Annotated in this window: 12 protein-coding genes and 1 tRNA gene; 7 read left to right on the forward strand and 6 right to left on the reverse strand. The window is 66.3% G+C overall.

What is annotated here, in order from left to right; translation table 11 throughout:
* Positions 1–100: 100 nt before the first annotated feature.
* The 4 genes from ACV959_RS16070 to ACV959_RS16085 all read left to right on the forward strand — a co-directional run bounded on the left by ACV959_RS16070 (position 101) and on the right by ACV959_RS16085 (position 5198).
* Entirely contained in the window at positions 101–2308 is a 2208-nt protein-coding gene (locus ACV959_RS16070) for a 3-hydroxyacyl-CoA dehydrogenase NAD-binding domain-containing protein (protein WP_475737566.1), read from the forward strand.
* A gap of 151 nt (positions 2309–2459) precedes the next feature.
* Positions 2460–3284 (forward strand): prolipoprotein diacylglyceryl transferase, encoded by an 825-nt coding sequence (lgt, locus tag ACV959_RS16075; protein ID WP_475737567.1) that lies wholly within the window; start codon positions 2460–2462, stop codon positions 3282–3284.
* A complete protein-coding gene (locus ACV959_RS16080) occupies positions 3281–4363 on the forward strand; it encodes a class I SAM-dependent methyltransferase (protein ID WP_475737568.1) in 1083 nt (360 codons plus the stop codon). Before lgt ends, ACV959_RS16080 begins: the two co-directional genes overlap by 4 nt.
* 58 nt (positions 4364–4421) lie before the next feature.
* A complete protein-coding gene (locus tag ACV959_RS16085; RefSeq protein WP_475737569.1) occupies positions 4422–5198 on the forward strand; it encodes a purine nucleoside phosphorylase YfiH/LACC1 family protein in 777 nt (258 codons plus the stop codon).
* Between the two features lie 25 nt (positions 5199–5223).
* Here the strand turns inward: ACV959_RS16085 and ACV959_RS16090 are convergent, their stop codons facing one another.
* Positions 5224–6249 carry a TonB family protein gene (locus tag ACV959_RS16090; protein WP_475737570.1) on the reverse strand — a complete coding sequence of 342 codons (1026 nt, stop codon included), beginning with the start codon at positions 6247–6249 and terminating at the stop codon, positions 5224–5226.
* Positions 6250–6482: 233 nt separating this feature from the next.
* Here ACV959_RS16090 and ACV959_RS16095 point away from each other — a divergent pair, with 233 nt between their 5' ends.
* Positions 6483–8123, forward strand: coding sequence for a multicopper oxidase family protein (locus ACV959_RS16095; protein WP_475737571.1), 1641 nt, complete (start codon positions 6483–6485; stop codon positions 8121–8123).
* 99 nt (positions 8124–8222) lie between these two features.
* Here the strand turns inward: ACV959_RS16095 and ACV959_RS16100 are convergent, their stop codons facing one another.
* From ACV959_RS16100 to ACV959_RS16110, 3 genes are all read right to left on the reverse strand, one after another.
* Positions 8223–9158 (reverse strand): Spy/CpxP family protein refolding chaperone, encoded by a 936-nt coding sequence (locus ACV959_RS16100; RefSeq protein WP_475737572.1) that lies wholly within the window; start codon positions 9156–9158, stop codon positions 8223–8225.
* Between the two features lie 169 nt (positions 9159–9327).
* A complete protein-coding gene (mfd, locus tag ACV959_RS16105) occupies positions 9328–12873 on the reverse strand; it encodes a transcription-repair coupling factor (protein ID WP_475737573.1) in 3546 nt (1181 codons plus the stop codon).
* Positions 12870–13175 (reverse strand): FAD assembly factor SdhE, encoded by a 306-nt coding sequence (locus ACV959_RS16110; RefSeq protein WP_475737574.1) that lies wholly within the window; start codon positions 13173–13175, stop codon positions 12870–12872. The genes mfd and ACV959_RS16110 overlap by 4 nt, the downstream gene beginning before the upstream one ends.
* Positions 13176–13342: 167 nt before the next feature.
* Here ACV959_RS16110 and ACV959_RS16115 point away from each other — a divergent pair.
* Positions 13343–13419 (forward strand) — tRNA-Asp (locus ACV959_RS16115).
* A 213-nt stretch (positions 13420–13632) separates the two neighbouring features.
* On the opposite strand, the gene ACV959_RS16120 is transcribed toward ACV959_RS16115, so the two are convergent.
* Positions 13633–14679, reverse strand: a complete 1047-nt coding sequence (locus ACV959_RS16120) for an LLM class flavin-dependent oxidoreductase (protein ID WP_475737575.1) — start codon at positions 14677–14679, stop codon at positions 13633–13635.
* Positions 14680–14744: 65 nt separating this feature from the next.
* Here ACV959_RS16120 and ACV959_RS16125 point away from each other — a divergent pair, with 65 nt between their 5' ends.
* Complete coding sequence (locus tag ACV959_RS16125) at positions 14745–15716, forward strand: methionyl-tRNA formyltransferase (protein ID WP_475737576.1); 972 nt, start codon at positions 14745–14747, stop codon at positions 15714–15716.
* Here the strand turns inward: ACV959_RS16125 and ACV959_RS16130 are convergent.
* Positions 15709–16743 carry a GNAT family N-acetyltransferase gene (locus ACV959_RS16130; RefSeq protein WP_475737577.1) on the reverse strand — a complete coding sequence of 345 codons (1035 nt, stop codon included), beginning with the start codon at positions 16741–16743 and terminating at the stop codon, positions 15709–15711. The two genes, ACV959_RS16125 and ACV959_RS16130, sit on opposite strands and share 8 nt — an antisense overlap.
* Between the last annotated feature and the right edge of the window lie 52 nt (positions 16744–16795).

Here is a 16795-nt window from a genome sequence, read left to right on the forward strand (position 1 = left end):
AGCGCCGCTTTCATCGAGACTGTTGATCGCGAGCGTCCCCTCTCCCGCAAAGCGGGGGAGGGACAGGGGGGGGGGAAACCAACAATTCGGGAGCGAAACAATGAACTTCGCCAATTTCCGCTACGAGACCGGCGCCGACGGCGTTGCGCTCCTCACCTGGGACATGCCCGGCCGTTCGATGAACGTCATCACGCCGGAGGTGATGACCGAACTGGAGCAGGCGATCGACACGGTCGTCGCCGACCCGAACGTCAAGGGCTGTGTCATCGCCTCCGGCAAGAACGCCTTCTCGGGCGGGGCGGACCTGACCATGCTGCAACAGGGCGCCGCGCAATACGCCAAGGCGCTCAAGGAGCAGGGCGAGGAAGCGGCGAACAGGCTCTTCTTCGAGAATTCGCGCAAGCTCTCTTTGCTTTATCGCAAGCTGGAGACCTGCGGAAAGCCCTTCGCCGTCGCGATTAACGGCGTCTGCCTCGGCGGCGCCTTCGAACTCGCCCTCGCCTGCCATTATCGCGTGATGGCCGACGACGACAAGACCAAGGTCGGCCTGCCGGAGATCAAGGTCGGCCTCTTCCCCGGCGCCGGCGGCACGCAGCGCGTCGCGCGCATCATGCAGACGGGCGACGCGCTTCAGTTCCTGTTCCGCGGCGATCAGGTGAAACCAAAAGCGGCGCTCGGCGCCAAGCTCGTGCACGAGATCGCGCCGAAGGCCGAGATCGTCGATCGCGCTCGCGCCTTTATCGTCAATGGCGGCAAGGCGCAGGCGCCGTGGGACGCGAAGGACTTCAAGAACCCGTCCGGGAAGGTGTTCTCGCCGACCGGCATGATGATCTGGCCGGCGGCCAACGCCATTCTGCGCCGCGAGACCTACAACAATTATCCGGCCGCCCGCGCGATTTTGCATTCGGTTTATGAAGGGCTGCAATTGCCGATGGATCAGGCCCTGACCGTCGAGTCGCGCTGGTTTGCGCATATACTGCGCTCGAAGGAAGCCGCGGCCATGATCCGCTCGCTCTTCCTCTCGAAGAACGAGCTAGAGAAGGGCGCGCATCGCCCGGCCGATGTTCCTCCGACAAACTTGAAGAGGATCGGCATTCTCGGGGCCGGCTTCATGGGCGCGGGCGTCGGCTATGTGTCGGCGCTGAACGGGCTCGAGGTCGTTCTGATCGACCGCGATCAGGAAAGCGCCGACAAGGGAAGAGCGACGATCGACAAGCTCATCTCCGGCTCCGTCGCCAAGGGACGCGCGACCCAGGCGGACAAGGACGCGCTGCTGGCGCGCGTCAACGCCACGCCCGATTATGCGGCGCTCGCGGGCTGCGACCTTGTGCTCGAAGCCGTGTTCGAAGACCGCGCGGCGAAGGCGGAAGCGACGAAGCGCGCACAGGACGTGGTCGGCGGCGACGTCATCTTCGCCTCCAACACCTCGACGCTGCCGATCACCTCGCTCGCCGAGACGGCGCAAATCCCAGAAAACTTCATCGGCATCCATTTCTTCTCGCCCGTCGAGAAGATGCTGCTCGTCGAAGTCATCATGGGCGAGAAGACCAATGACCGCGCGCTGGCGACGGCGCTCGACTTCATCCGCATCATCAAGAAGACGCCCATCGTCGTGAACGATACGCGCGGCTTCTACGCCAATCGCTGCGTGCTGAACTTCGTGCGCGAAGGGCAGATCATGCTGACCGAGGGCGTGCCGGCGGCGATGATCGAGAATGTCGCCAAAATGGCCGGCATGCCGGTGGGCCCGCTCTCGCTCAACGACGAAGTGGCGCTCGATCTTGGCTGGAAAATCCTTCAGGCGACGAAGAAGGATCTCGGCCCCGCGGCAATAGATCCGCGCCAGGAGCGCGTGCTGCGCTACATGGTGGAGGAGCAGGGGCGCTTCGGCCGAAAAAACGGCAAGGGCTTCTACGACTATCATCCCGACGGCAAGAAAAGCCTGTGGCTTGGCCTCTCCGCGCTCGCCGAAGCGAAGCTCGATCCCGATGCGCTCGACGTGAATGAATTGAAGCAGCGCTTCCTCGTCACGCAGGCCGTCGAGGCGGCGCGCACCATCGCTGAGGGCGTCGTGACCGATCCGCGCGAGGCCGACGTCGGCTCGATCCTCGGCTTCGGCTTCGCGCCGTTCACCGGCGGCACGCTGAGCTATATCGACGGCATGGGGACGAAGGCTTTCGTCGCGCTCTGCGACAGTCTCGTCGCCAAATACGGCCCGCGCTTCGAGCCGCCGCAGCTTCTGCGCGACATGGCGGCGACGGGCGAGACTTTCTATGGGCGCTTCATGCCCAAGCCGCTGGCGGCGTGACCGCCGCGAAGCGCGCCGGAGCGGCCCGGAACGTCGACGCGACAATGGCGCGCTTCGCCCCCGACGACGGGGGACATGACATCCCCCCGCGCCGCCGTTAAAAGATTGACGCGGCGCAGTCGGTGAGTCGCGCGCCCGTCCGGACTTTCTGATGCCTTTCTTCGTCCTTCCTTTCCCGACCATCGACCCGGTCGCGATCAACGTCGGGCCCTTGCCGATCCGCTGGTATGCGCTCGCCTATATCGGTGGGTTCGTCTTCGCCTGGATCGGGATGCGCCGGCTTGCCGGCGAGCGCGGGCTCTGGGGTCCGGATCAGCCGAGGCCCACGGTCGAAGGAATCGACGACCTTCTCGTCAACGCCGCGCTCGGAGTCATCATCGGCGGACGGCTCGGCCATGTGCTGATCTACGATCCCTCCTTCTACCTCGCCCATCCGCTGGAGATTTTTCAGACATGGAAGGGCGGGATGGCCTTTCACGGCGGCCTCCTCGGCGCGCTCGTCGGGATGGCGCTCTTCGCCCGCAGCCACAAAACGTCGTTTCTGACGGTCACGGATCTCTGCGCGGCGGTGACGCCCGTGGGCCTCTTTTTCGGCAGGCTCGCCAATTTCATCAAGCCGGAGATGTGGGGGCGCCCGACCGACGTTCCCTGGGCCATGGTCTTTCCGCCGGCGGGCGACGCGCCGCGCCATCCGAGCCAGCTGTATGAAGCGGGCCTCGAGGGCGTTGCGCTGTTCGTCGTGCTGTGGTTCGCCGCGAAGAGCGGCGCGCTGAAGCGGCCCGGGCTCGTCACCGGCCTGTTCGGGATCGGCTATGGACTCGCCCGCATCTTTTGCGAATTCTTCCGTGAACCCGACCCCGTGCAGGAGGCGCTTCCCCACGGCTTCACCATGGGCATGGTCCTGTCCCTGCCCCTCGTCGTCATCGGCGCGATCGTGGCGACGGTCTCGCTGCGCCGCCGGAGCGCGCTCGCATGAACCCGCTGAAACAGGAAATCGCCGCGACAATCGCCCATGACGGGCCGATGACTCTCGAACGCTACATGAGCCTGTGCCTCAGCCATCCGCGTTACGGCTATTACATGACGCGCGATCCTTTCGGCGCGGGCGGCGACTTCATCACCGCGCCGGAGATCAGCCAGATGTTCGGCGAGCTCGTCGGCGTCTGGGCGACCGAGGCCTGGCGGATGAGCGGTTCGCCCACGCCCGCGCGGCTCATCGAGCTCGGGCCGGGCCGCGGCACGCTGATGTCGGACGTGCTGCGCGTCGCGCGCATCGCGCCGGGCTTTCTGGACGCCGTCACCGTGCATCTCGTCGAAACGAGCGAGACCCTGCGCGCCGCGCAGAAGCAGACGCTCGCGAACGCCGGCATGGAGGTGAGCTGGAGCGCGGACGTCGATCAGACGCCGCCCGGCCCCGCCTTTATCCTCGCCAATGAATTTTTCGACGCGCTGCCCGTTCGCCATTACGTGAAAACGATGACAGGCTGGCGCGAGCGCCTCGTGGGGCTCGACGCCGCCGGCGACCTCGTCTTCGGCCTCTCCGATCAGGCGGAGACGTCGCTCGCCGCCCCCGCCCGCGAGGGCTCGATCATCGAGGTGAGCGCCATCGCGCAACGGCTGATGGGGGAGATCGCGGCGCGGCTCGCGCGCGAGGGCGGCGCGATTCTCGTCATCGACTACGGCTATCTGGAGACCTCGCTCGGCGACAGTCTCCAGGCCGTCGCGCGGCACGCCTATGTCGATCCGCTGGCGGAGCCGGGCGAGGCGGATCTGACAGCCCACGTCGATTTCGCGGCCCTCGCCCGCGCGGCCACGGCGCGGGGGGCGAAAGTGATGGGGCCGGTGACGCAGGCGCATTTCCTGCTTCAGCTCGGCATAGAGCGTCGCGCGCAAGCGCTCATGAAGCGGGCGACGCCGGAACAGGCGCAGGACATCGTCGACGCTTTCGACCGCCTCACCGGAACTGAGGATCCCCGCCGCCATATGGGCGCATTGTTCAAGGTAATGGCGGTGACGCATCCGGACATGCCCGACATGCCGGGGTTCATCGTGTGACGCCTCGTCCGCTCCCCGCTCGCGGGGAAAGGACGCGGCGCTTCATCAGGATCGACTCATGACCATCCCCCCCGCCCTCACCGCGCGCAACCTCCATCTGCCCGGCGTGCGCCACGCCTTTTTCACCCGGCAGGGCGGCGTATCCGACGGGGTCTACGGCTCGCTCAACGGCGGGGTCGGCTCAAGGGACGCGCCGGAGCGGGTCGCCGAAAATCGCGCGCGCATGGCCGCGCGGGTCGGCGTGCCTGCGGAGCGCCTGCTCGTGCCGTTCCAGATCCATTCGGCGGACGCCCTGACGGTCGCCGCGCCCTGGACGTCGGAGGAAAGGCCCCGCTGCGACGGGCTCGTGACGCGCGAGGCGTCGCTCGCGCTCGGCGTCACCGGCGCCGACTGCGGCATGCTGCTCTTCGCCGACGCGCGAGCCGGCGTCGTCGGCGCCTGCCATGCGGGCTGGAAGGGCGCGCTCACCGGGATGATCGAGGCGACCGTCGCCGCCATGGAGGCGCAAGGCGCGCGCCGCGCCGACATCCACGTGGCGCTCGGCCCGGCGATTGGATCGGCGAGCTACGAAGTGGGGCCGGAGTTCTCGGCCCGCTTCATCGCCGAAGACGCCGACTATGCGCGCTTCTTTTCGCCCTCCCCGCGGGCGGGCCATTCCATGTTCGACCTGCAGGGCTTCATCGCCGCCCGCGTCGAGCGGATCGACGTCGCCTCCTACGAGGCCCTCGGCCTCGACACCTACGCCGACGAATCGCGCTGCTTCAGCTACCGGCGCAGCGTGCATCGGGGGGAGCCCGATTACGGGCGGCTCGTCTCGGCGATCGCGCTCGCCTGACGTTGTCTCTCGCGCTGGCGTTCCGCTACTTCGTCGCGTAGGTGAACAGCATGGAATGCGGCAGGCCGCGCGGCGGCGGCGGGAAGGGCGCCGCGGCGCGCACGGCGGCAAGCGCGGCGGCGTCGAGGTCCGGCAACCCGCTCGTCCGATAAACCGCCTGATGGGTGAGATTGCCCATTTCGTCGATGTAGAAGGCCACGACGCCCTTCGACGGCATTTGCAGATCGCGCACGCGCGGCGGAATCCGCATATGCGGCATGATGAGGCCGTAAAGGATGCTCAGATAGGTCGTCTTCGCCTGGCCGCCGCCGACCGGCGACGTCTTGGGCGGCGCCGCCAGCTTGAAATCGGGCAAGGGCGCGAGCGCCGCCACCTGATCGGCGATGGACATGGCGTCGCCCTTCTTGGCGGGCTTCGCATCCTTCGTCTCGGGCTTGTCGATCGGCGTCGGAACCTTCTCCGCGCGCTCGATGATTTCGGCGTCGGGCTTGTCCTCAACCTCCTTCTGCGGCGCGGGCTCGGGCGACTTGTCGCCGTCGGCGTCGTCTTCGGCGTCCTTCAGCCCTTGCGGCTTCTCATCCTTGGGCGCGACTTTCTCGGGCTCGTTGCGCTTGGTCTTGGCCTCTTTCGCCTCCTCCGGCGCATTCTGCTCGCTCTTCTCCTTGCTCACGGCCTTGGGCGCGTCAAAGGCGGGTTTCTCCTCGATCGGCGGCGGCGGAGGCGGCGGCGGCTTCTGCTGCTCCTGCTGTTTCTGCTCGGGCGGCGGCTCCGGCGGCGGCGGCTCCTCTTTCTTCTCTTCCGGCGGCGGAGGCGGCTCGGTGATCACCTCGACCGGAATCTCCTCGACGGCCGGCGGAACGAGCGCCGATCGCCGGTCCTCCCACAGCAGGAAGGCCAGAACGGCGAGATGAAGGAAGAGACAGAGGAGCAGAAAGGCCAGGAACCGGGGACGCGGCGACATGCCTCCGCCGCGGCGCGGCTCGAACAGCCGCTCCATGGCGACAGCGGCGAGCGCTGCGCCCCGCGGCTTCTGTCTGACCGTCTCGTTCATCTCGATGGAGAAACCCGTCGCCGCAATGGCGCACCCTGCCCGCCAAGCACAGGAAAGAAATTAGAAGAGTTTTGCCACAGGCGACGCCCGCTTCGCAAACTTTCCCGCCTTTTTTTCGACCATTGCGGGAATGGCGCTTTATGCCGCAGCCATTTCGGCCCCCGCCGGGCTTATATGATGATTAGCTAATTAAACAGGCGCGGCGCGGCCGTGCTTTGCGAAGGGACGGACATATGCGCAAAAGGCTCGGGCTCACGCGGCGCGGATTCCTGCTCACGGCGGCGGCGCTGGCGACGCCGTCTTTCGTCCAGGGCCAATCCATGTCCCGCGTCGCCCCCCGCAAGGCGAGCGAAGACTTCGCCGCGGACGTGGACATCGAATTGGTCTGCAAGCGCGAGGCGGTTCGGATTCTCGACGGGCGGCCGACGCAGGTCTGGCGTTACGTCGGCAATCTCCTGAAGGGTCCGGCCAATGCGCTGACCGCGCTGCCCGACTCCTATCTCGGGCCGCTTCTGCGCTTCACGAAGGGCCAGAAGGTCCGCATCCGCCTGCGCAACGATTTGCCGGAGCGGACGATCGCCCACTGGCACGGGCTGCATGTCCCCATGGCGATGGACGGCCATCCCTCGGCCGCGATCGAGCCCGGCGAGACCTATGTCTACGAGTTCGAGATCCGCAATCGCGCGAGCATGAATTTCTACCATCCGCACACCCACGAGGCGACGGCGACGCAGGTCTATCACGGGCTCGCGGGCGGCATCGTCATAGAAGACGAGGAAGAGCGCGCGCTCGGCCTGCCGTCGGGCGAATACGAGATTCCGCTCGTCATTCAGGACCGCACGTTCGACGACGCCAATCAGCTCGCTTATTGGGGCGGCATGCACCGCGACATGTTCGGCTTCTACGGCGAACGCATTCTCGTCAACGGACGTCCCGATTACCGCCTCGACGTCGCGAGCCGCGCCTATCGCCTGCGCATCCTCAACGGCTCCAACGCGCGCATCTACAAGCTGCAATGGGACGACGGGACGCCGCTGACGGTCATCGGCGTCGACGGCGGCCTGCTGGAGAAGCCGGAAGCGCGCCCCTATGCGATGCTGGCGCCGGCGGAGCGCGTCGATCTCTTCGTCGATTTCAGCGGGCGGAAAGTCGGCTCGAAGCTCGTCATGCGCAGCGGCGAATTCGACGGTCTCGTGCCGCCGATGGCGCAGCGCATGGGCGGCGGCGGTCTGATCGTCGGGGACGACTATCCGCTGTTCACGGTCAATGTGGCGCGCGACGCGACGGAGACCGTAAGGCTACCTGAGAAACTCGCGACGATCCGGCGCTACCGGCCAGAAGACATCGCCAACAACGACGATCCGCGCCCGATCGCGATTTCGATGGGGCACATGTCGATGATGCTCAATGGCCGCGGCTACGAGCACGACAACGTGCTGCCGATCGAGCGCATCCCCGTCGACACGGTGCAACTCTTCGAAATCTTCCACGACCATGGCGGCATGCGCGGCGGCATGGGAATGCGCGGCGGCATGGGAATGCGCGGCGGCATGGGGATGCGCGGCCGCATGATGGGCGGGGGCATGATGGGCGGGGGCATGATGGGCATGATGAACATGGCCCATCCCATTCACCTGCACGGGCAACCCTTCGAAGTGCTGAGCCGCGTCTATGAAGGCGGCGACGAAGAGGCCTATGCGACCATTCGCGAAGGGCTCGTCGACAGCGGTCTCAAGGATACGGTGCTCGTCGCGCCGGGCGAGCGCATCCGCATCGCCAAGCCCTTCGGCGACTTCAAGGGCCGCTTCATGTATCACTGCCACAACCTCGAACATGAGGACATGGGCATGATGCGCGAGTTTCTGGTGGAGTGAACCGAGCCGCCGCCCGCGAAACGGGATTGGCGGCAGGTCAGCAAATAAAAGGGCCTCGCGCAAAACGCGCGAGGCCCCTGTCATTTCGCAGCCGAAAAATCAGTGCTGCATGCCGCCCATGCCGCCGCCGTGGCTCATGCCGCCCATCATACCGCCCATGCCGCCCATCATGCCGCCGCCGCCGCCCATCATGGACCCGCCGACTTTCATGATGGAGGTCATGGTTTCGCTGGCGATCTTCTTCTGCTCGTCGGAAAGCGCAGTGAAGAGCGGCTCGATGGCCGCCTTCTGCGCGCGTACGATCTCGAGATGATCCGCCATGTGGTTCTCCATTTTCTCGAGCTTCTTCAGAACGGCGGGCTTTGCCGGGTCCGCGCGCTCCTCGGCCGGCGCGCATTTGGCCTGCGCCTTTTGCGCCGCGGCGCGCCAGGCGTCGGCGAAATTGTTCCATGCTGAGATCTGCTGATCGGTGAGCTTCAGTTCCGCCTTCAGATAGGCGAGGCGTCCTTCAAGATGTTCGGTGAAGCCGCACATCATGGTCTGCATCATGCCGGCCATGCCTCCACCGCCGCCATGAGACATCCCCCCCATGCCGCCGCCCGACATGCCGCTCATCCCGCCGCCGCCATGGTTCATTCCGCCGCCCGAACCGCCGCCGTGGCTCATGCCGCCCATCATGCCGCCCATGCCGCCGCCGCCATGGTCCATGCCCTTCATTCCGCCCATTCCCCCCATGCCGCCCATCATGCCGCCGCCGTGATGGCCCGCATGTTCATCGGCCGGCGTCGCGGCCGCGGCGGGAGCGGCGTCCGGTTTGGCGGCCTCGGCCGCCGGCGCGGCGGTCTGCGCCTTGCCTGGGTCGGCCCATTGCGTGGGCGCGGGCGCCGCTCCGCCGTGCATCGAGTGGTCCATTTTGCTGTGGTCCATCTCTGCATGCTCTTCGGCGCGGGCCGAGGCGAGGCCGGCGGCGAGCAGCAAGGCGACCGCGCTCGCCGTGAAAGCTTTGCCGCGCAAAAATCTGTTCTGCGTCGTCATGAGAACCTCCCCCGAAAAATTGCTCTCTGTCCGCCGTGGCGTCGAGACGAGCGCCGTGCGGCGATGCGCCCGCGACACTCGCGAACCTGCGCGCCGATCGCGCGAAGGTCCGTAACTTTGTCACAGATCAAACTCTCAAGCGAGCCGACACATCGTCGCGCCGCAGCAATCAGGCGGCCTTGTTTTTCTCCGCGATTCCGACCAGGGCGCGCAGAATACGGCGTGCGCCGGCGAGACGCTGCTTCATGGTGTCGAATTCGCGAATGAAGACGATGCGCATGTCTGGGCGCACCTTCGCCGAGGCGCCCTGTTCCGCGACATAGCGCACGAGCCCGGCGGGATCCGCGAAATGATTGTCGCGGAAGGATATGATGATTCCTTTCGGCCCCGCGTCGACCTTTTCGACATGCGCGCGGCGGCACATGGCCTTGATCGCGACGATCTCGAACAGTTGCTCCACTTCGGGCGGAATCGGGCCGAAGCGGTCGATCATCTCGGCGGCGAAGGCCTCGATGTCCTGATCGGTCTCGAGCGTCGAAAGACGGCGATAGAGCTGCAGACGCAGCGTAAGATCGGGGATGTAATCTTCCGGGATCGTGACCGGCGCGCCGATGGCGATGGTCGGCGACCAGGCCTCTTCCTGCGGCTCCTCGACGCCCGCTTTCAGCAGCGTGATCGCGTCGGAGAGCATCTGCTGATAGAGTTCGTAACCGACTTCCTTGATGTGTCCCGACTGCTCCTCGCCGAGCAGATTGCCCGCGCCGCGAATGTCGAGATCGTGGCTCGCGAGCTGGAAGCCCGCGCCGAGCGTATCGAGCGATTGCAGCACTTCGAGACGCTTTTGCGCCTGCGGCGTGATCGCGCGGTTTGCGGGGGTGGTGAAGAGCGCATAGGCGCGCGTCTTCGAACGGCCGACGCGACCGCGCAACTGGTAAAGCTGCGCGAGGCCGAACATGTCCGCGCGCCAGACGATGAGCGTATTGGCGGAGGGAATGTCGAGCCCCGATTCGACGATCGTCGTCGAGAGCAGGATGTCGTACTTTCCGTCGTAAAAGGCCGACATTTTCTCTTCGAGTTCGCTGGCCGGCATTTGCCCGTGCGCAACGACAAACTTCGCCTCGGGCAGATTCTCGCGCAGGAAGGCGGCGGCCTCTTCGAGATCGTCGATGCGCGGGCACACGAAAAAAGCCTGCCCGCCGCGATAACGCTCGCGCAACAGCGCCTCGCGAACGATCAGGGGATCGAAGGGCGAGATGAAGCTGCGCACGGCGAGGCGATCCACCGGCGGCGTGGTGATGAGCGAGAGTTCGCGCACGCCCGTCATGGCGAGTTGCAGCGTGCGCGGAATGGGCGTCGCGGAAAGCGTCAGCACATGCACTTCCGCGCGCAGCTCTTTCAGGCGCTCCTTGTGGCCGACGCCGAAATGCTGCTCCTCGTCGATGATGACCAGGCCGAGATCCTTGAAGCTTACGCCCTTGCCGAGAAGGGCGTGCGTGCCGACGAGAATGTCGACTTTGCCTTCGCCGAGCTCCTTCTTCGTCTCGCGAACCTCCGCCGCGCCGACCATGCGCGACAGCCGCCCGATCTTCACCGGCAGGCCCGCGAAGCGCTCGCTAAAGGTTTTGTAATGCTGACGCGCGAGCAGCGTCGTCGGCGCGACGACGGCGACCTGCTTGCCGTTGATCGCCGCTGTGAAAGCGGCGCGCAAAGCGACCTCCGTCTTGCCGAAGCCGACGTCGCCACACACCAGCCGGTCCATCGGCCGGCCCGAGGCGAGATCGTCCAGCACGGCCTCGATCGCGGCGAGCTGGTCTTCCGTCTCGTCATAGGGAAAGCGCGCGCAAAATTCGTCGTAGAGCCCTTCCGGCGGAACGAGCTTGGGCGCCTGCCGCAACTGCCGCTGCGCGGCGATGGCGATGAGGCCCTTCGCCATTTCGCGGATGCGGTTCTTCATCCGCGCCTTGCGCGTCTGCCAGCCCGCGCCGCCCAGTCTGTCGAGCTGCGCTTCCGTATCCTCGCCGCCGTAGCGTGTCAGAAGCTCGATGTTCTCGACCGGCAGATACAGCTTGTCCCCGCCCGCGTAATGCAGTTCGAGACAGTCGTGCGGCGCGCCCGCGGCGGTGATGGTTTCGAGCCCGACGAAGCGGCCGATGCCGTGGTCGACATGCACGACGAGATCGCCCGCCATGAGCGCGGCGACCTCGCCGAGAAGATTTTCCGTCGCCTTGCGCTTGCGCCGGCGGCGCACGAGACGGTCGCCGAGAATGTCCTGCTCGCCGAGCACGACATAGGCGTCGGTCTCGAAGCCGCGCTCGACGCCCAGAACCGCGAGCGCGACGCCGCCCCGCCCCCTGGCGAGCGCGGCCGGGAGGGCGCCGACGAGCGCGAGATCGTCGAGCCCGTGCTCCTGCAACACATGGCCGAGACGCTCGCAGGAGCCGTCCGACCAGCCAGCGACGATGACGGTCTTGCCCGCGGCGCGCAGCGCCTGCACATGATCCGCAGCCGCCTGGAAGACGTTCACCTCCGGCTCGTTGCGCTCGGGGGCGAAATCGCGGCCCGGCCGCGCGCCGCAATCTATGGCGCCGGACTCGTCGGCGGCGAAAGGCGTGAATTGCGCGCCGGCGCGCGCCTCGACTGCGTCGCGCCATTCCTCGCGCGTGAGATAAAGCGCGCGCGGCTCCAGCGGCTTGTAGTTCGACGCGCCGGGGTCGAGGTCGTGCGCCTCCTTGCGCGCGTCGTAATAGTCGGCGATCTGCTTCAGACGCTCATCCGCCGCGTCCGCGATCAGCGAATCGAGCATCAGCGGCGCGTCGCCGAGATAGTCGAAGAGCGTGTCCATCCGCTCGTAGAAGAGCGGCAACCAGTGCTCCATGCCATGATGGCGCCGGCCCTCGCTCACCGCCTCGTAAAGGGCGTCGCCGCGCGTCTGCCCGCCGAAGCGCGCCGCGTAATTCTGCCGGAACCGCCGCATCGTGTCGGAGGTGAGCCGCAATTCGCTCATAGGCGTGAGATCGAGCGCGCGCAGTTGCCCCGTCGCGCGCTGCGTCTCGGGGTCGAAACTGCGGATCGATTCGAGCGTGTCGCCAAAGAAATCAAGGCGGATCGGTGCCGGCAGTCCCGGCGGAAAAAGGTCGATGAGGCCGCCGCGCTGGGCGTATTCGCCGGTCTCGCGGACCGTGCTCGCGCGCAGGAAGCCGTTCGCCTCGAGCCAGAGCGCCAGCTCGTCGAGCTTCACAACATTGCCAGGCGCCGCGGAGAAGCTCTCGGCCGCGACCATCTTTCTCGGCGGCACGCGCTGGAGCAGACAGTCGGCGGTGGTCGTGACGACCCGCGGCCGGTCGGCGGAAGAACTGGCGCGGGCGAGGCGCGAGAGCGCCGTCATGCGGCGCGCGACGACATTGGCGTGGGGGGACACGCGGTCGTAGGGCTGGCAGTCCCAGGCGGGAATGTCGAGGACTTCGACCTCGGGATTTGCGAAGCGCAGCGCCTCGCGGAACGTCGCCGAACGGGCCGCGTCGCGCGCGACATGGACGAAGACGGCCGGCCGGCCTTCCGATTCGCGCGCCAGCGCCCGGGCGAGGTCGGCGCAGAGAAAGGCGTCGAACCCCTCGGGGGCGTGGGAGAAAAGCACACGCTCGCCCTTTTCCAGACGCGCCCGCGCGGTTTCGAGGGCGCCCGCCGCGCCCGCCGTTTTCAGCGCAGCTTTGCTCAATGGATCGGTCCGTCGTGCGTGTGGAAGGCGACGATGGCCCGGTAAAGGGCGGTGTCGCGCTCGGGCGGCGGCGCGACCGCGCCGGAGAGCCAGCTCAAAAGCTCCGCGTCCGGCAGGTCGAGCAGGGTCTCCAGCTCGTCGAGGTCCGACTCGCTCAGCGCGTCGAGCCGGGCGTCGACGAAGCCGCCCATCAGAATGTCGAGCTCCCGCATGCCGCGCCGCCAGGAGCGAATTTTGATGCGACGGCGGCGGATGTCGCTGTCGCTCGGCGCGGAGCCGTCGGTGGGGCAATGGTCGGACATGCGAGGAATCTGGGCTGCGCGGCCCGGAAAACCGCGGGCCGCAGTGGAAAGAGGCTTAGCCCAGCATGCCGCGAAAGGAAAGCAGGGGCGCGGGCGCCGCGCGAGGCGCTTGACTTCGGAAAGCGACTGCCCTATCCCGCAGTCCTCGCGCGAACAACGCGCCGCGCGGGGGAGTAGCTCAGTTGGTTAGAGCGCCGGCCTGTCACGCCGGAGGTCGCGGGTTCGAGCCCCGTCTCTCTCGCCATCCCAATCAACGACTTGCCGTTTCTTTCGACGATCCGTTTCGCAGGGGTTCGGCGGCCTCCGCGGCGTCGAGGTCCGCGGGAACGTCAGGCCGCATGAGATGCGGGCGCGACGCCCCGTGATTGGCGCGCCGCCGGCGCCGTCTCTGCGCGTGGCGGCGCGTCGGCAAGGACCATGGGTCCGGGCCGTGCGCGGATCGAACTTCCCGGCCCGCTTACCTGACGAGGGGCGCGGCCGGGTCCAACGCCCTGCCGAAGACCTCGAACACGTGACTCAGTTCGTCGCGGCTGGGAGGGATGTCGAGGATCACCGTCCGGAAGCCCAAGGCGAGATAGCGCCGGAACTCCTCGGCGACGCGGGAATAATCGCCGACGAGATAGGGGCAGAACGTCTTGTAGTTCTGCATTGGGCCGAGCCAGTAGATCGAGTTCCCCTGCACCGGCTGTTCGCCGAGCGCCGAGAGCTGCTTGTGCCAGACCGAGTCGCTCACTTTCATCGCGAGCTGGTGCGTCACCTGCCCCCGGCGATCCTCGGGGAATCTCTCCCGCGCGACGCGCCACGCCTCTTCGTCGCTGGACCGAGAAACGATTCCAACGCGCAAGCCGCTGTCGAGTTCGCTGTCGACAGGAGCGCCTTCGGCGGCCTCGATCTCGGCAGGCTGCGGGTATTTGATCGCCGTCGCGCCGATCGCCCTCGCTGCGGCGACTCCCGCAGGGGAAGAACCGGAAATGAGAATCTCGGGAAAGAGCTCCGGGGGCAGCGGCGGCGTGAGCTTCAGCTTCGTTACCGCGTAATATTTTCCGGAGAAGTCCACGGGCTCCACGCCTTCGAGGAGCTTCCGAATGATCTGCGTGTATTCCGTCGTGCGCACATAGCGATCGTCATGCGGCGTGACGTCGCCGAGCGCCGCCAGATCGGTGACGAAACCGCCCGCAAGCATGTTGAGGGCGATGCGCCGTTTGTGCAGGAAGGCGATCGTCGAAATCATTTTCGCGACCGTGTAGGGATGCATATAGATCGGCTGAACGGCCACGAGCGGCATGAGCCTGTCGGTGTTCTCGACGACGACCTGAGCCACGAGCCAGGGATCGACCAGACCATTGTCGGTATAGATCAACATGCCGGCGCAGCCGAACTCCTCGCTCCATTGGGCCGTCTCGACGACGCGCGCGAGATAATGATCGCGACCGACGTCCTTGGACTGGGGGCAAGTGGAGAAGATCTGGACACCCTTGTCGGAAAGAGCGTTTCTCATGTTCATTTTCATTGCCTCCCGCTGTTATGGTCTTTAGTGAAATCGAGGGGGCTCGCACGGCGAGGTCGGACGTGGTTTCTTTTTTCGTCGTCGGCGAAGGCCGGCCGGCCAGAGCCGTTCTCGACGCGATGGTCAAGACGCCGGCTGCGACGGTCGACGGCGTCGCGCTCGTCGATCCGCCGACGAATCCGCTCGCCCCTTTCGCACAAGCTCACGGCCTGCCTGTCATGGAGGTCGCCCGCTTTCTGACGGAAGCAAAGACGTTGCCCCTGCAGCCGGGCGGATGGCTGATCAATGCGAACAGCACGACAATCATTCCCGCCGACGCGCTCGCCCGCTTTCAGGGACGCAGCCTGAATCTTCATCCGGGCCTCTTGCCGGAATACGCCGGCCTCCATACCCATCAATGGGCCATTCGCAACGGCGAAACCGAATTCGGCGTGACGATTCACCGGATGGAGGCGGGGGTCGACACCGGCGCGATCGTCGGCCAGCTGCGCTTCCCCATCAAACCGGAGGATACGGGACTGTCGCTGTTTAGCCGATGTCTGGCCGCTGGATCGGATCTGTTCGCACGCGTCGTCGGACAGATCGTTCGCGGCGAGACGCTCGCCGACATTCCGCAAGATCTCTCCAGGCGCAGGCTCTACCGAAGCCGGGACGCGATGGACGGGCGCATCGATTGGCGCAACCACGCGCAGGCGGTCGTCGATTTCATCCGGGCCGGAAACTATGAGCCCTTCGCCTCGCCCACCTATACCGCGCGGCTCGACCGAGCGGCGGGCGGCGACGTCGAGGCGTTGCGCGGCCTTCGCGAAGACCGGGCGTCGACGGGCGAGGCGGGATCTCTCCTGGAGATTTCCGAAGAGGGCCCGCTCATCATGTGCGGGGACGGCGGCGCGGTGCGCATCGTCAAGGCGCGTTGCGATGGACAACCAATGTCCGTCGAGCGCTGGCGCGCGTATTTTGCGCAACTTCCGTCCGCCCGCCTGCAAGGGCGAGGCGGCGGAGACGCAGAAGGGTGCGTCGTCGCGCTCAATTGAACAGAAAGCCATCGTCCCCCTGTAGTTCGGTCAGATTGAACACGCCCGCGGCAAGCGGCGGCTTGTCCGTTCCCCACCAGAAGGCCGGGATCTGTTTTCTGCGCCAGAAGCCGAGCGCTGACATGGCGCGCGCGGTCATCGGACAAGAGGTGCGGCTGTAGATCGCCCCGGCGCCGCGCTCGACAAGCGCATGGACAGTCGCGCTCACGATCCAGTCGACGACGTCGAAGCGCGCTGCGTGCACATGCGTAATTCTCGCCAAAAGCCCGCCGTTCGGCGTCTCGTGCAATCTGCTGATGGAGACGCCCACGAGCCGGCCGTCGCAAAAGAAATTCAGGACATGAAAATTCCCCAAAATCGAAGGAGCCCGCATGAGCCAATCGAGAAAGTCGGCCTCGAGCTCGGGCGCGAGGCCGTAGGGCGCCGCGGCGGGTATGTTCGCGATCTCGCCGCGCACATGCGTCTTGACCTCACAGCCGCTGGAGGGGGCCGGGAAGCGCGGCATGTTCCATGTCAGCGGAATATCCGGAACGAATCGCGCCAGACGCAGAGCGGCCCATGACCGTCTGCGCGCAATCAGCTCGGCAAGCGTCTTCGCCGAGACGCCGAGGAAGAAATATTCGACATCGGGAAGCCGCATCCATTTCAGTCGGGGCAACAATTCCTGCGTATCGCTCGTGCCGCCGACAACGACGATCGGCTCCGGCCGGCGCATCACCCGGCGCATCAGATGCAACCCGAGGCCGAGCGACCGGTATTCGGGCAGGCAATACCAGTCGCAGGTCTCGCGAACCGTCTCCTGTGCGCGGCCGATCCGATAGGGGCGAAGGAACGAGTCCAGAATGCCGACGCATCGCCCGTCATCGAAGGCGACCAGGGCATCCCCATGCGGCCGATCCAGATAGCGCCAGGAGAAAAATCCGTTCGCTGTCTCCTCCGTCCAATCTCGCTTCCAGGAAAATTTGACGAGGAGGTCGCGCACTTTCGCGTGATCGGCGTCCGCAAGCGCAAGAAAGGTGATGCTCAACGCCGTCTCCGGTGGAAATAGCTCATCGAAACGCGGTTTCGCAATCCTATGT

This window comes from Methylocystis sp. Se48 (genome assembly GCF_056269425.1).

What these genes read in the sequence shown, in the direction of transcription:
- ACV959_RS16070 (WP_475737566.1), top strand. Translation starts at nt 101, where the DNA reads ATGAACTTCGCCAATTTCCGCTACGAGACCGGCGCCGACGGCGTTGCG.
- lgt (WP_475737567.1), top strand. Translation starts at nt 2,460, where the DNA reads ATGCCTTTCTTCGTCCTTCCTTTCCCGACCATCGACCCGGTCGCGATC.
- ACV959_RS16080 (WP_475737568.1), top strand. Translation starts at nt 3,281, where the DNA reads ATGAACCCGCTGAAACAGGAAATCGCCGCGACAATCGCCCATGACGGG.
- ACV959_RS16085 (WP_475737569.1), top strand. Translation starts at nt 4,422, where the DNA reads ATGACCATCCCCCCCGCCCTCACCGCGCGCAACCTCCATCTGCCCGGC.
- ACV959_RS16090 (WP_475737570.1), bottom strand. Translation starts at nt 6,249, where the DNA reads ATGAACGAGACGGTCAGACAGAAGCCGCGGGGCGCAGCGCTCGCCGCT.
- ACV959_RS16095 (WP_475737571.1), top strand. Translation starts at nt 6,483, where the DNA reads ATGCGCAAAAGGCTCGGGCTCACGCGGCGCGGATTCCTGCTCACGGCG.
- ACV959_RS16100 (WP_475737572.1), bottom strand. Translation starts at nt 9,158, where the DNA reads ATGACGACGCAGAACAGATTTTTGCGCGGCAAAGCTTTCACGGCGAGC.
- ACV959_RS16110 (WP_475737574.1), bottom strand. Translation starts at nt 13,175, where the DNA reads ATGTCCGACCATTGCCCCACCGACGGCTCCGCGCCGAGCGACAGCGAC.
- ACV959_RS16120 (WP_475737575.1), bottom strand. Translation starts at nt 14,679, where the DNA reads ATGAACATGAGAAACGCTCTTTCCGACAAGGGTGTCCAGATCTTCTCC.